Below are 14,274 nucleotides of genomic sequence, written 5' to 3'. Positions count from 1 at the left end.
TGATTCAATTTCACAACGCTATACTTGTTAAACTAAAGTGAGCATCAAATTATTTAGCGTGACTTGCTAAATATTCTAATGTGCGTACTAATTGTGAAGTGTATGACATTTCGTTATCATACCAAGCTGCTACTTTAACTAATTGACGATCTCCAACAGTCATAACACGTGTTTGAGTTGCATCAAATAGTGAACCGTAAGTCATTCCGATTACATCAGAAGAAACGATTTCATCTTCAGTATAACCGAATGATTCGTTAGATGCATTTTTCATTGCGTTATTTACGTCTTCGATACTTACATTTTTATCTAAAACTACTGTTAATTCAGTTAATGAACCAGTTGCAACTGGTACACGTTGTGCTCCACCGTCTAATTTACCATCAATTTCAGGAATTACTAGGCCGATAGCTTTAGCAGCACCTGTTGAGTTAGGGATGATGTTTTCAGCAGCTGCACGCGCACGACGTTTGTCACCTTTTCTATGAGGCGCATCTTGTGTGCTTTGGTCACCAGTGTAAGCATGAATTGTAGTCATGAAACCTTCGATTAAACCGAATTCATCATTCAACACTTTAGCAACTGGCGCTAATGAGTTAGTAGTACATGAAGCACCTGAAACAACGTCTTCTGAACCATCTAAAGTATCATGGTTAGTGTTGTAAACGATTGTTTTCAAGTCACCTTTAGCTGGTGCTGAAATCAATACTTTTTTAGCTCCTGCATTGATATGTGCTTCTGCTTTTTCTTTATCTGTAAATAAACCAGTACATTCTAATACTACATCGATATCTAAGTCTCCCCAAGGTAATTTGCTTGGATCTGGCTCAGAAAATGATTTAACTTCTAATCCGTTAACGCGGAAACCATTCTCTTCAACTTCAACTTCTCCTGTGAAGCGACCTTGTGTAGTGTCATATTTTAATAAATGAGCTAACATTTCATCATCTGTTAAGTCGTTTACTGCTACTACATCGATTCCTTCTACATCTTGAATTCTTCTGAATGCTAAACGACCAATTCTACCAAAACCATTAATTGCTACTTTAACTGCCATTATAATGGCCTCCTTTAAAATGATATTTAAAAAGTGGAATCACTTTTTATTACTATTATTCGCGATAATACTTGCCGCTCCTTCATCTGTGATTAACACAGTGTTTTTGGGTGCAATCGAAAGATAAGCTTTAATTGCCTCTCCTTTTGATTTACCCCCAGCAACGGCAAAGATAAACTTTTTCGATACAAGGTCTTCTAATTGAAGTCCGATCGTTTTTACTTTGTGAACGATCTGCCCTTGTTCATCGAAATAATATCCAAATGCTTCTCCCGAGGCATTGTGATGTTGAAGTTTTTCAATAACTTCACTAGGTGATTGACGTCTACGCGCCATCTTCAGCGCATCACCAATGCCGTGGATTGTAATATTTGCTTCTTTAATTTTTTCTAAAGTGTGTATCACTGAAGGCTCTAACATAAGTGTATTATACGTTGTTTCACTAACATTATCTGGTACATAAAGCGTTGTATAATCTCCATCTGTTTGCTGTGCCATACTGGCTGCAATCGTATTGGCTTGATATACAACGTTTTCACCAAGCCCACCTCTTGCAGGTACAAAAAATACGTCGTAAGGTTGCCGATGCATAGCTTCACTTACGTATGCCATCGTTGAGCCACCAGTAACTGCTACAGTTGCATGATCGTATAAAACATCTTCAACTAGCTGTCCGGCTTGTTTAGATAATTCAATTTTAACCGTTTTATCAGTGTCTGAATCACCAGGAATGACATAAACATCTTTAATGCCATATTTTTCTTTGATAATTTGCGCAAGGTGATGATCATCTGAATAAACGTTAAAATAACTATTGAGTTGGCGTACTGTCGTTTCACCAGCTTCAGTGATTTCCATACCTGTAGGTTTAACTTTGATAAGTGCTTGTTTCTTTAAAACATCTGTTTCAGAACGCAACACTCTTTCAGTTAAATCCATATATTCACTTAAACTACGTCTACCGACGGGTTGATACTGAGCGATAGTAGTGAGTATTGAAAAACGACGATACATCTTTTCAACAATTTCTGGGACAAGCTTTTGTTGAATTTTTATCAAGTTCTTCACTACTAACCTCCTCCGTTTCTATATACAAGGGTCAAGTTCTAACCATAGATTGACTTTTTACGTCCCTACTGGGACAAAAAAATATAACCTCTTATATTTGCTATAATACTACTATACATTTAAAAAAGCAAGAGAAATACTTCGTTCTTAAATAAAGTGAAATTTATACTTTTATAGTTCTATTCTCTATAGAAATATTTTACCCATTTTCTTTTTTTATTAATCATTTTCCACATGACATTTTTTAATTATATGTTAAACATAACATCATCAACATGCGTTTCTTTGAAACAATCTCCAATTATGCTTAAAATAAATATAAACTTAATGAGTTATTTTTCAGGAGGAATATACATGTCTAACAATAAACAACCAGAAGTTATAGACCCAGAAGATAAAAGATACAAAGATGACGATTACTTTAAACAAACGAAAGAACATTCTCAAAAAAATCCATATCAATCATTTAATTACAACAAACACATTGGTTGTCATTTAGGTCCATTTGGTTGTTTAGGTGGCTGCTTATCAATCATACTGCTTTTGTCATTCATTTCATATTTAGTGAGCTTTTTATTTTAATCATTCTTTTTTTGTTTCATATGATTCTTACTACAAATGATAAGCTGCGTTTCATTTTAGTGCTTAATTCACATTAATATTTATAAAAAACACGCACTGTATGTGACAGCACGTGTTCTAGAAATATAATTTTCTTTTTATATTTAATCTTCATCAGATGATTGCGAACTTTTTTCTGTGTTTGAATTATTATTTTGAGTTGAACGTTGTTGAGTATTTTGTTGCGTACTGCGTTGTTGTGTAGAAGGTTCACTCGTCTTCTCTTCTGTTGAAGACTCAGATGTGCGCTCTTCAGTAGAAGGTTCACTCGTCTTTTCTTCTGTTGTTTTTTCTTCTGTTGAAGGTTCGCTTGTTTTTTCCTCTGTTGAGCGTTCTTCAGTAGTACGTTCTTCCTTTGTTTTTTCAGGTGAATCTTTTTCTTCCGTAGTTCTTCTTTCTTGTGTTCTAGGTTGCTGTGTCTGTTGGGTTTGTTGGGTTTGTTGCGTCTGTTGCGTCTGAGGAACTTGTTGTGTTTGCTGTGTCTGTTGGGTTTGTTGGGTTTGTTGGGTTTGGTTTGTTTCTTCAGTTGATTTTTCTTTTTTCTTGTCTTTTTGTTCCTTAGTTTTTTCTTTCTTTTTGTCTTTTTCTTCTTGTTTTTGGTCTGCCAAACGTTCATTGGCTTTATTTGAATGATCTACGAATGCAAAAATTGCAAAAACTAACCCACCTATAAGTAATAGGACAATCAATCCACTGATCAGTTTTGCGAAACCACTCATTTTTTTATTATCTTTGTCATCAAAATTGTTATTTTGATTATGCTTAGGCATATGCTCCCCTCACTTCAATTTATATCAAATCATCATTTTCAAATGGCATTTAACTTCATGTTAGAACTATATTTTACACTATTTCATTGATTAAACAACCTTATTAACCACATTTTAATGTAGATGTTACTTTGATTTCCAAACTATAGTAAAATAATCACATACAACACTTTTATTGTTGCTTCAACTTAATACTAATCTAATTTCGAATATTGTTTCAATACTTTTACTTAAATTATTCTTTTACTATCAATAATATCATAACAGGATGTGAATAGATTTTGAAAAAGTACGACTTATTTAATGAATCAAATCAATCACAACAAAAGCCTACCCATTTGCGTCATATGATGAGCGAAAATGATAATGATGAATCAAAAATCCCAATTAAAACACGCTATAAACTTTTTATACTTGTGCTATTTTTGCTTTTAATCGCTTTTGGCATTATCGGCTTATTTATTTTATAATATGTAGTACTTCAATTACACTATTATAATGACATCAAAATAATTTCTACCGATTCAATGATGTATATTAAGAATCACAAAAAATTAGGCCTACACGATAATCGTATAGGCCTCTACTAAAGGGAGTCAAAATTTTACCTTCGCTAGTATATTATGGGGTATACTCGAAATAATTAAGAGATGATTAATTAATATCGAAGGTACCTTTATTATAACGACATATGATTTTATTTTAAATACATCTTAGACATAGTAAATGACATATTTTTGAACAAAATTCGAATAAATTTTGTCATACTCTTTATGAGATTTACTTGCATTTAAAGCCTGAACGATTCCATACTACAATTCTATGAGGTGATACTATGAAACACTATCTAATTACAGGCGGTACTGGTCTAGTAGGTACTCAGCTAATCGAGGCAATACAACAAAGTGATTCCAAAATCACGATATTAACAAGACAAAACAATGCTACATCACATCCTAAAATCACATATGTTAACTGGTCAGAACCGAATTGGGAAAGCCAAATTCCAGATATTGATATCGTGATCAATTTAGCCGGTGCTAGCTTAAATAATCGCTGGACCTCCTCACATAAACAAAATATTATGTTAAGTCGATTACAATCTACTCAGGCACTATACGACCTTTTTAAAAACAGAAAGCAAAAGCCAGCTGTATTCTTTAACGCCAGCGCAGTAGGTTATTACAAACCTGATTTAACACGTACATATACTGAGCTGTATCAAACATTACCATTTGATTTTTTATCTGAAGTGGTATATCAGTGGGAACGTTTAGCACGTCAATTTGAATCATTAGGCACACGAGTAATTATTGGCAGATTTGGAATGGTACTATCAAATCAAGGTGGTGCATTACCATTGATGAAATTACCTTATGATTTAAATGTCGGTGGTAAAATAGGTAGTGGTAGACAATGGTATTCTTGGATTCATATTGAAGATTTAACAAGAGCGATACTCTATACCATAAATAATGAAAAAGCACGCGGCGTATTTAATTTCACATCACCTATTGCAGAACATCAAAATATGTTTGGTTATACCATTGCAAGAGAAGTTCATCGCCCACACTATACATGGGTACCTTCATTTGCACTCAGACTTATCTTAGGTGAAATGTCGACAGTTGTACTTGATACTCAAAAAGTCTTACCTAATAAGTTGCAAGCACTAGATTTTGAATTCAAATACCCAAATCTGAAACTAGCACTAGAAAATTTAGTTCATTAAGAAAGGGACTATTTAAAAATGAAACAAGATAGTATTAGCCATATCTTATTATTCATTGCAGGTTTACTCCTCATCACCAATGGTATTTTGGCATTTGAAAAACCTGCTATTATGATCGTCATTTCTATGTCTTTAGTAATCATTGGATTATTGACGTTAGTCATTTCGATTATTTTAATTTATAAAAAGAAACAAAATCTCTTAAATAAACACTAATCATACTTTCAAAATATTATTAAAAAAACAAGCCACACATGTCAACCACATCGTATATGCATCATGCATTTTAGAAATGGTCGTACATTGTCGTGACTTGTTTTTTGTTACTTGTATGTCATTATTAGCTTACGCGATATATTATGATTCTGGCACCATAACATCATCGATTAAACCGTATTCTTTAGCTTCTTCTGCTGATAAGAAGTTATCACGGTCAGTATCTTTTTCAATTTGTTCAATTGATTGACCTGTGCGCTCAGCTAAAATTTTATTTAATTTAGCACGTGTTTTCAGAATATGATTAGCGGCAATTTCAATTTCAGTTGCTTGACCTTGCGCACCACCAAGTGGTTGGTGAATCATTACTTCAGCATTTGGTAAAGCAAAGCGTTTACCTTTTGCTCCTGCTGCAAGTAAGAATGAACCCATAGATGCAGCCATACCAATACAAATCGTTTGCACATCTGGTTTAATGTGTTGAATTGTATCATAAATAGCAAATCCAGCAGTTACACTACCACCTGGTGAGTTAATGTAAAGATAGATATCTTTTTCAGCATCTTGTGCTTGTAAAAATAATAATTGTGATACGATAGAGTTGGCTACGTTGTCATCAATTTGTGAACCTAACATAATAATACGGTCTTTTAATAAACGTGAGTAAATATCATAAGCACGTTCCCCACGGTTTGTAGTTTCAATTACTGTAGGTATTAAATTCATTAATATTGCCTCCTTATTTCTAACTGATAAATTTATTTTAACCTAAAAGTCAAATATGGTCAAAAAATAACGCTTAGAATTTCATCAAACATTATAAATTATTGTTGACCAACACTTATAAGATTTGTACACTAATATTATTGTTATTTACCCCTCGTAGTGTAATGGATAACACATAAGATTCCGGTTCTTAGAATAGGGGTTCGATTCCCTTCGAGGGGATTAATAAGTTATTTTCTCATTTTCACCCGATATCACTAGTTGTCAAAATACTTGTGGTGTCGGTATTTTTATATTTTATAGTGTCATTCGTTTTGATACGTTTTGAATTTCGCGCCCCCATTTAGTCCCCATTATAAAATCAATTGTTTTGTGATATTCCCATACACCATTCTTGAATATCTACTAATAATATATTTAATTGAATTAAATATTCAATTAGCGCATTCTCTCTACTATTTTTACTTATATTAATTACATATTCTCCTAAGTAATCTTTCTCTATTAATGTATAAATATTTTTAAGTAGCTGTTTAAAGACAAATAACTGCTTCTGTTCTTCTTTCCTTAATTCAATCATTTCATTACTATAAATAATTTCATCAATTATACTAATATATTTAATCAATTCTTCATAATTTCTTGTTGTAAACTTTATTTCTTTTACATTACAATCATCATATTCACAATAATTATTTTTAAAATAAACCTTATTCTCTGGTCTAAACATTTTAATATTATATTTTTCATCCAATAAAAATTCTTTTTCTTTATGTAAACTACTTGCAATCCTTTTCATAGAGTATGACTGAACTATTCTATCGTTAATTTTCACTATAAAATCCATAGACATACTAAGTCTTATTTTTATTTTTTCTCTATCCTTTATTGATTTCTTCTCATATTCTTTTTCTAATAATTTATTTGCGTTATCTCCTGCAATTTTTGCACCTAAATAAGCACCACCAAATGTAGCAAAAATACCAATGAAACTTATAGCAATTGTGTAACCTTCTAATTTATTTTCTGGATCTATATTACTCAATATATAGCCAATCGTAAAAATAAAAGTGAATATCATTAAACTAATTACACCAATAATAGTTATAACAGTTTTACCATCAAATCTATTCAAGTGTTGCTCACCTCTTAATTGTTGTTTTTATAATTATCTTCTAAAAAGCACACTAATACAAGATGAATTAAGAAATAATATTACTATTTACTTTTCCTTTATATACAATTGGACTTTTTCGTCCTTTTGCTATCGTCTTTTTTGGATAAAAGTATGTGGTCATTTTTGACCGTGTACATTGTTTGCTCTTTTTTGAGCTACCAAACCACATACTCATTTTTGAGTAATAGCTTTTGTTACATAATTCTCAAAAAAAAAAACAGCTCAAAATATCTTAAATAACTTTATAAACGATTCTGACATTCACTCTGTGCTGCATCGAGAAATGAATAAACGTATAGTTGTTCATTTGATGTTCTATAATTACGTCCATATTATCATTAAATATAAACAAATTCTTAAATTTTTAGATTAATCATAACTTTTTGTTATCACTTTTGTTTTTTAGGTATAGTACAATTAAGTTAATAATTTATTTTTAAAGGTGATATGTGAAATGAAAAAGGTCTTATTTTTACTATTAGCAAGTTTTTTAGTATTAGCAGCATGTGGGGATAAAGAAGAAAACAAGTCGGAAAATAAGAAAGAAACTAAAGCATCGGATAAAAAAAGTAAGAAAGATGATAAGAAGTCTGATGAAGAAAAAGAGAAGTCAGACGATAAAGCTAATGAAAAAGTACAAGAGCAAGTGAATACTCAAGAGCAACAACCTGTTCAATCACAGAAACAAACACCTACACAACAAGAGCCTACTGACCAAGAGAAAATGGAAGCTAATGCAAAAGTTGCGAAAGAACACGGATTTACAGGTATTCCTAATGGCGATGTTGGCATGTTAGATGAAAATCAATCCCCAGACGACGATTCAGAACAAACTTATGATTATGAAAATAACGGAGTACAACGTACACCTAGTGAACAAAAAACACATGAAGATTGGGTTAATGGGCAAGATGAGTGGATGAAAGCTAGTGAATCTGAAAGAGAAGAAATAAGAAAAGCTGATGCAGAAAAGTATGGATATGAATATGATCCAAGTGATTATGAAGAATAGTAATACAAATGCACCTCATGTCATTATATATTTTCATAAGCCAACCCACCTATTCATTTAGGTGGGCTTTATTTATAATAGTAGATTGTTTTAAATAAGTGACTTCATATAAATCAGCTAACTTCTTGATAAAATCAATCAATTCTTTTTCTGTTATAATACGATTTTCAAAATCTGTCTTTAGTTTTATAAATAACTGCTTTTCTTGTTCAGTACTTATTTTTTTAAAATATCCCCACATATGACAATAAGCATTTATTATTGAGCCTTTAGTAGGCTGCTTATTTAAGGCGTATTGAATTTTTTGTTGAACTAATTCAATTTCAACATCATTATTCATCAAAAATCTAATATCATTATAAGCGTTTTGATCATGCCATAAAACTTCGTATTTATATCTACTCCACAGTTTTTCTTTTTGAAATTGTTTGTTAATGTTATATACCTTCTTTCAATGTTCTATTTAATAAAAAGGAACTATTTTACTAGCTTTAATAATATCTTTAGTAAAGAAAAATTGTTTGCCCTGTCCTGTGTATGAAGGGTTGAGTATCATATTTGCTTTTGCGTTATATAACCATTCGGGATGTATTCCTGAATTCAAAATATCCTGGAATTCTTGGAAATCTTTATTCCAATCTAAATTTGGTTCCATTTATAATCACCTCATGAATATGATAGAATGTTTGTTCGTATATGTAAATAAAAAAATAGACCACTAATTAAAGTGAGACTATTATTAAAATCCAATTTTACCCTCTCTATCATGGACGAACTCTATGTGATCAATATCTTCTCCTGTGTATCCATCAATGCCGATAGCTTTCAAATCTCCAAAGGTTTTAATATAATTTTCGAATTTATTTTTTCTTTCTTTCTCTGTGTTAAAACCACCAATATTTTCTTCAATATAAAAATGCTCACCATTCTTTAAAAAAACTTTTATTCTATACTTTTTGCCTTCTATGCCCAATATTTCTCCCTCTTTCTACTTATTATTTATTTTATTATTAAATATAACATAAAAAAATAGGGCAAGCACATAAGTGCCTGCCTTTATAACTATTGTATATATCTTTATTTCACCGTCTATTTAATATAAAAATAACCGCCCCCGATACACATGTTGGTGGTTTGAGTAGATAATTCTATTTGTTATCAACAACTCGTTTTTATGTAACTTAATTGTCTGAAATTCTTCCTTTATCAGTACCAAATTTAAAATATAAACTAGCTAAAATTACAAAAATGAAATCAAAGTCACCAAATAATGTATGTATCACAGCTAAGAAAATCGCAAGAGACATTAATACTAAAAATAATGTTAAAAACATAGATATAATAGCATTACCTTCATCACTTCTCGAAATCCTTATATCCCATACAAATGGAGTTATAAAATCAGAGTAAATTACATATAAATGCTTAAATATATATAATCCACATAAAAGATATATTATTAAACTTATTCCTTCCATATACCCCCCGCCCCCTTATTTATATAAATAGGGCAAACATATAAGTGTCTACCCTTAAATAAGCATATACGCTTATACTTTTCATTTTTTCTACACAATAATTACCACTATACTATGTGATTCGATTATTATTACAACTAAAAGTAAAGATGAATTTTCTATATATCATCAATAAATTCCTTTTTAGTTTCATCACTATATTTTGATACCATGAAACCAATTTGCTTATCTAAATCTGGATACAGATGATTTTCGAAATAATGATACTCTCTTAATTTTGTTAACATTTCTCTTCTTAATTCTTCATATCCTTCTTTGAATAACTGCTTATCTTCATCAATTTTCACATTTTCATCAAGTTGAAGAATCTCATTAAAACTATCGATTTTTCTCTTTAAATCTTCAACGAAATTCTTAATTATTTCTAATTGGCTTTCCTTTTTATTTTGAGAGTTATTATATTCTTCAATCATTTCTTGAGCTAATTTTAAATCTTCTTGTAATCTTTTTGCATATTCAATTTTATCAAATTCCATTTTAATAACTACTCTATTCATTTTTTTGACATCCGTATGATTAAGATCGTAAAGGAAATCATAATTTAAAAATGCACCTTTTTGAGCTTCAATTCGCTTATTATTCAAATCTTTTTGAACTCTCATAAATAAATGTTTATCGAAATGTTCCTCTTCATCAATGGAATATAATTCTAAACGTGGTTTTCTAAGTTTATACTTATTAGACACACTGAATATAAATAGTAAAGCTATATATGGATTTTTAGTTATATCAAGTAGACTCGTCTTCATGCCATAATGTTGTAATATTGATAACTGTCGAGCTCTATCCATTCTGTTATCTTTACTATATGGTATATAATCTAATTCTTCTGGATAATTGTAAGCAATTTTTTTATAAATTTGTTCAAAATTAGTTTTTAATTCTGTTGAAATATCGCTTCTTAATATACCTGGTAGCATGGGCCAATCAGATCTTTGTCCTCTAAAGTAATTAAAAGTGCACGTATCTATATTCTCTGATTCTTGCAGTATTTCTTTTATTAAATAAAATAATTGCCATTCCTTTTTATGGCGCTTTTGATCAATATCAATCTTTTTATTTAAGGTCTCAACCATTTCTTCATACTCTTTATTAAGTTGTTTATTTTCACTGTTATTATACTCTATATCTATTCCAATAATTGTATATGGTTTATAAGGATTTTCTTGATCGTTGGGGATTAAATTTATTTTAAGATAGATTGTATTGTATAAATTGTAATATTCAATTTTTTCTTGTATTTCATTATAAATTGATTTTGTCATGTTTTATCACTTAATAGTTCGTAATTTTTTATACTATATCCTAAAGATTCCTCAGATACTTTTAATTTTTTAGCTACTTCTTTTATTAATTGATCAACTTGAAATTCATCCAAATTTTTAGGATTATAATCTTTGTTTTTTATTGCTTCTGATAATAAATGACTAACAAGACCTCTGGGCATCAATAGTTGTGCTGCAAATTTGTTTGCCTCAGTTTCTCTTATTTTATTAATGATATCTTTATACTTATCTTTGTCATTCGTTCTGAATGATATTCCTTCATGTTCCAATAACGCATGACCTAATTCGTGAGCAAGTGTAAACCTTTTTCTATTTTTAGATTCTATCCGATTTATTATTATTTTATTTTCTTTACTATCGTAATAACCAGAATCATTTAATGAAAAATCAAATCCATCTATTTTTTCTTCAATTGCTATTTGAAGAATATTACATATTTCCTTCAAGTCTATAAAAAAACCTTTTTCATCGGACACTATCATATTTTCAATTTCATTTTGTTTATCGTTTGGGAATAGGTTTATTATTTCTTTATTTAATATTTCTCCATATTGTAATTCTCTCATTTTTCCACCTCTTCACTAAAGCTCAGTTTATAAATTTTAACTGAACTTTCTCAGTGAATTATTATAACATAAAACTACATTACTTTTTCCAACAACTTATTGAACATCTGTCTAACCCTTTCTGCAGACACTTCAAATATACGTCCTACTTCTTGATAAGTCTTGCCTTCTGCTAAAAGCCAAAACATGTAAAATTCTTTATCTGTGGCCACTTGCTCCATTAATGTTTCTATTTCATTATAAAATATGCTTTCTTCAACATTATTCTCGTCTATAGGTACTGCTTCCTGTTGGTCATTCACACTAAAGAAGTCATCAACATTTGTATCTTCATCATACTCTTTACTGTTATCTATTGTCTTATGATAGTTTAATATAAACTCTTTCACTGTCTTTTTATCATATTTCATACATAATCTACGGCCTTTGCCACACGCTTTAATATAACTTCTTTCGCATGTCTTAACGTCAATTCACTTATACCTATCACATCAGCTATAACGTTGTCTGTGTAGTTGTTATCGTCCCACCATGACAATTTAATAATCTGTTGCACTTTTACTTGGCTATTGTTGTATACCTCTGTAATACCCTTCACAATCGATTCTAGGTTCATATATTGAAGTTCGTCCATATTGTGAGATTCATTCTTATAAGTGTCTACCATTATGTGATAATTGCGCATGTATCGTTCTAAAATAGGATAATCTACATCAGTCATATTACTAACTCCTCACGTTCCTGATTTAATGATGCCTTCGTTTCGACTAAAAAGTTTTGATATATTACTTCACTCTCTTTTTGACGTTGCTTATTACGCTCTATACGTTGGTTATGATGCACTTTATATAAATCTTCTTGCAACTTGTCAATCGTCTTGTGTGGCTTCTCACTGCCATTTGTTTGGAAATATCTCATTACTTCTTTTTGTTCTCTAGGTGTATATCTACGAATGATTTTCTTCATTAGATTTAGTTTCTTAGTACTGTTATTTTTAAAATGATTTAATTCATCTTTTTGTTGTATTATCCAAAATACTAACTTTTCTAATGGATAGGAAACAGTAATAACGCCTTCAACTTCGTCACAACACATGTGCGATGTGTTCAAGTGGTACATTGCATCTATTTGCTCTTGTATCACTCGTATTTTGCTATTAATCATCATGGGTGAGTATTGTGTTAAAAGCTCGTATTCGGTAATCTTAGGTTCTTCATAATACCAAAGCACATTTTTACTTCTTTTTAAAATCATTGCAGGCCTCCCTAGCACTTTATTATTTAATCGTTATTATCCATACCAAACTCTTCATATACCGATTGTGGTTTTTTACCATCTTCAAAAAATTCACTGAATGGATCATATTGTTGCTTAGGTTTCGGTTCCATGATTTTAAGCCGAGATTCAACTGTAAGTCCTAACTTAGGCGCAATACTATTTAACTGTGATAATGCATCACGTTTGATTGTATGATTAGGATTAAGTTTTGACCCTCTTTCAGTCACAACTACCGAATCTTCATTTTCTAATCGTTTATTGGCGTTGATGTAATCAGAATAGGCTTGACAATACGTTGATACTAACGCCAAATCTAAGCTCGCTACAGGCAACTCATTAAGTAGTGGATAAATTCTGTACCATTCCTTTGTAGCTTCTGAATCAAGCCAATCAGGTGCTTCTGGTGCTAATTTAGTAAGATTATTCATTGCTTCTTCAGTAGCTTTTCTTTGGTCTTGTACATCTTTTGTACGGTATGCTTTCTGTTGTGATAATAATTTTCTTTGTGACATCCATATCATCTCCTATTAGTATTATATGTATTGAAACAATAATTCATATTAAGCTCTGACAAACGTCTTATAGTGCATTGAAAGGCTTAATAGTCGGATATTAGGCCATAAACGGCTTAAATTAGGCTATTTTATCTATTGATATTGTGAATTTTTACACAATTTTAGCTTTTCATTTCAAGATTCGGTAACGGATAAGGCGGGCTCGTTTAATTCGTTTTCAAAAAGGCTGGGCGCAAATTCAACGCCTCCCTTTAAATTTAGAAAATATTTTTTTCAAATTTCATTTTCTTTTTTATAATCTCCAGTATTATTTTCACTGCCCGATTAAATTATCTATCCGTTAAAATTTCCACCACTACTTTAATTATCTACTGGGCAAAATTAATTTACTTTCAATCTAAGTTTAGTTACTTTTTACTCTTTTCATACAACGTATTCTAAGACCATTTAAGCTACATGTAAGATTATTGAGCACCTAAATAAATGTATGCTCTGTATAGCTCTCTAAATGGCTACAAATGGCATTGTATAATGCAAAGTATTCATGCTTAGTTATAACGTTTTGTATCTCCTAATTGCTTCTAACATTGTTCTTGCTTATCACTTTACGAACAACAATTATTATTTATATTTTTAAATCTCATTTTGATTTTTGAATTTAATTTTTATTTTGAAATTAGAAATATTATTTTGGATAAAGTCCGTATAATTG

General features: G+C 30.6%; 20 protein-coding genes and 1 tRNA gene. 6 read left to right on the top strand and 15 right to left on the bottom strand.

Going from position 1 to position 14,274, the window contains the following annotated elements; all coding sequences use genetic code 11:
- Nucleotides 1-49: 49 nt before the first annotated feature.
- Both gap and KA833_RS13410 read right to left on the bottom strand, forming a co-directional pair.
- Nucleotides 50-1,057: a type I glyceraldehyde-3-phosphate dehydrogenase gene (gene gap, locus KA833_RS13415; protein ID WP_019469448.1), complete on the bottom strand. Its 1,008-nt coding sequence runs from the start codon at nt 1,055-1,057 to the stop codon at nt 50-52.
- A 39-nt stretch (nt 1,058-1,096) separates the two neighbouring features.
- Nucleotides 1,097-2,071: a sugar-binding transcriptional regulator gene (locus KA833_RS13410; protein WP_226857817.1), complete on the bottom strand. Its 975-nt coding sequence runs from the start codon at nt 2,069-2,071 to the stop codon at nt 1,097-1,099.
- A gap of 408 nt (nt 2,072-2,479) precedes the next feature.
- Here KA833_RS13410 and KA833_RS13405 point away from each other — a divergent pair, with 408 nt between their 5' ends.
- On the top strand, nt 2,480-2,707 hold the full coding sequence (locus tag KA833_RS13405) for a hypothetical protein (protein ID WP_070039127.1): 228 nt from the start codon (nt 2,480-2,482) through the stop codon (nt 2,705-2,707).
- Nucleotides 2,708-2,850: 143 nt separating this feature from the next.
- Here KA833_RS13405 and KA833_RS13400 read toward each other — a convergent pair whose 3' ends face one another.
- Nucleotides 2,851-3,516 carry a DUF4887 domain-containing protein gene (locus tag KA833_RS13400; RefSeq protein ID WP_210128407.1) on the bottom strand — a complete coding sequence of 222 codons (666 nt, stop codon included), beginning with the start codon at nt 3,514-3,516 and terminating at the stop codon, nt 2,851-2,853.
- A gap of 281 nt (nt 3,517-3,797) precedes the next feature.
- Between KA833_RS13400 and KA833_RS13395 the strand changes: the two genes are divergently transcribed.
- The 3 genes from KA833_RS13395 to KA833_RS13385 all read left to right on the top strand — a co-directional run bounded on the left by KA833_RS13395 (nt 3,798) and on the right by KA833_RS13385 (nt 5,464).
- A complete protein-coding gene (locus KA833_RS13395) occupies nt 3,798-3,986 on the top strand; it encodes a hypothetical protein (RefSeq protein WP_210128408.1) in 189 nt (62 codons plus the stop codon).
- A 365-nt stretch (nt 3,987-4,351) separates the two neighbouring features.
- Nucleotides 4,352-5,248: a TIGR01777 family oxidoreductase gene (locus KA833_RS13390; protein ID WP_064209495.1), complete on the top strand. Its 897-nt coding sequence runs from the start codon at nt 4,352-4,354 to the stop codon at nt 5,246-5,248.
- Between the two features lie 18 nt (nt 5,249-5,266).
- On the top strand, nt 5,267-5,464 hold the full coding sequence (locus KA833_RS13385; RefSeq protein ID WP_046207444.1) for a hypothetical protein: 198 nt from the start codon (nt 5,267-5,269) through the stop codon (nt 5,462-5,464).
- Between the two features lie 141 nt (nt 5,465-5,605).
- Here the strand turns inward: KA833_RS13385 and clpP are convergent, their stop codons facing one another.
- Nucleotides 5,606-6,190 (bottom strand): ATP-dependent Clp endopeptidase proteolytic subunit ClpP, encoded by a 585-nt coding sequence (clpP, locus tag KA833_RS13380; RefSeq protein ID WP_046207443.1) that lies wholly within the window; start codon nt 6,188-6,190, stop codon nt 5,606-5,608.
- Nucleotides 6,191-6,340: 150 nt separating this feature from the next.
- On the opposite strand from clpP, the gene KA833_RS13375 reads away from it, so the two are divergent.
- Nucleotides 6,341-6,412: transfer RNA gene (locus KA833_RS13375), tRNA-Arg, on the top strand.
- A gap of 139 nt (nt 6,413-6,551) precedes the next feature.
- On the opposite strand, the gene KA833_RS13370 is transcribed toward KA833_RS13375, so the two are convergent.
- Complete coding sequence (locus KA833_RS13370) at nt 6,552-7,325, bottom strand: hypothetical protein (RefSeq protein ID WP_210128410.1); 774 nt, start codon at nt 7,323-7,325, stop codon at nt 6,552-6,554.
- 496 nt (nt 7,326-7,821) lie between these two features.
- Between KA833_RS13370 and KA833_RS13365 the strand changes: the two genes are divergently transcribed.
- Entirely contained in the window at nt 7,822-8,379 is a 558-nt protein-coding gene (locus tag KA833_RS13365) for a hypothetical protein (RefSeq protein WP_210128411.1), read from the top strand.
- Nucleotides 8,380-8,428: 49 nt separating this feature from the next.
- On the opposite strand, the gene KA833_RS13360 is transcribed toward KA833_RS13365, so the two are convergent.
- The 10 genes from KA833_RS13360 to KA833_RS13315 all read right to left on the bottom strand — a co-directional run bounded on the left by KA833_RS13360 (nt 8,429) and on the right by KA833_RS13315 (nt 13,559).
- Nucleotides 8,429-8,815 (bottom strand): YbgA family protein, encoded by a 387-nt coding sequence (locus tag KA833_RS13360; protein ID WP_210128421.1) that lies wholly within the window; start codon nt 8,813-8,815, stop codon nt 8,429-8,431.
- A gap of 27 nt (nt 8,816-8,842) precedes the next feature.
- Complete coding sequence (locus KA833_RS13355; protein ID WP_015900763.1) at nt 8,843-9,034, bottom strand: hypothetical protein; 192 nt, start codon at nt 9,032-9,034, stop codon at nt 8,843-8,845.
- A gap of 84 nt (nt 9,035-9,118) precedes the next feature.
- Nucleotides 9,119-9,352, bottom strand: coding sequence for a hypothetical protein (locus KA833_RS13350; RefSeq protein WP_210128412.1), 234 nt, complete (start codon nt 9,350-9,352; stop codon nt 9,119-9,121).
- 208 nt (nt 9,353-9,560) lie between these two features.
- Complete coding sequence (locus KA833_RS13345) at nt 9,561-9,857, bottom strand: hypothetical protein (protein ID WP_210128413.1); 297 nt, start codon at nt 9,855-9,857, stop codon at nt 9,561-9,563.
- A 158-nt stretch (nt 9,858-10,015) separates the two neighbouring features.
- Nucleotides 10,016-11,182, bottom strand: coding sequence for an FRG domain-containing protein (locus KA833_RS13340; protein ID WP_210139580.1), 1,167 nt, complete (start codon nt 11,180-11,182; stop codon nt 10,016-10,018).
- Nucleotides 11,179-11,769, bottom strand: coding sequence for an ImmA/IrrE family metallo-endopeptidase (locus KA833_RS13335; protein WP_210128416.1), 591 nt, complete (start codon nt 11,767-11,769; stop codon nt 11,179-11,181). Before KA833_RS13335 ends, KA833_RS13340 begins: the two co-directional genes overlap by 4 nt.
- Before the next feature lie 74 nt (nt 11,770-11,843).
- Nucleotides 11,844-12,179 carry a sigma-70 family RNA polymerase sigma factor gene (locus tag KA833_RS13330; RefSeq protein WP_210128417.1) on the bottom strand — a complete coding sequence of 112 codons (336 nt, stop codon included), beginning with the start codon at nt 12,177-12,179 and terminating at the stop codon, nt 11,844-11,846.
- The gene (locus tag KA833_RS13325) at nt 12,176-12,490 is read right to left on the bottom strand and encodes a hypothetical protein (RefSeq protein WP_210128418.1); all 315 of its coding nucleotides are present in this window, start codon (nt 12,488-12,490) and stop codon (nt 12,176-12,178) included. Before KA833_RS13325 ends, KA833_RS13330 begins: the two co-directional genes overlap by 4 nt.
- On the bottom strand, nt 12,487-13,023 hold the full coding sequence (locus KA833_RS13320; protein WP_210128419.1) for a pathogenicity island protein: 537 nt from the start codon (nt 13,021-13,023) through the stop codon (nt 12,487-12,489). Before KA833_RS13320 ends, KA833_RS13325 begins: the two co-directional genes overlap by 4 nt.
- 26 nt (nt 13,024-13,049) lie before the next feature.
- On the bottom strand, nt 13,050-13,559 hold the full coding sequence (locus tag KA833_RS13315) for a phage terminase small subunit P27 family (protein WP_069805117.1): 510 nt from the start codon (nt 13,557-13,559) through the stop codon (nt 13,050-13,052).
- Between the last annotated feature and the right edge of the window lie 715 nt (nt 13,560-14,274).

Source organism: Staphylococcus sp. GDY8P67P (genome assembly GCF_017892545.1).
Lineage (GTDB): Bacteria > Bacillota > Bacilli > Staphylococcales > Staphylococcaceae > Staphylococcus > Staphylococcus ureilyticus.
Note: the sequence above shows the minus strand (reverse complement) of the source record. Positions and strands in the feature narration are given on the sequence as shown.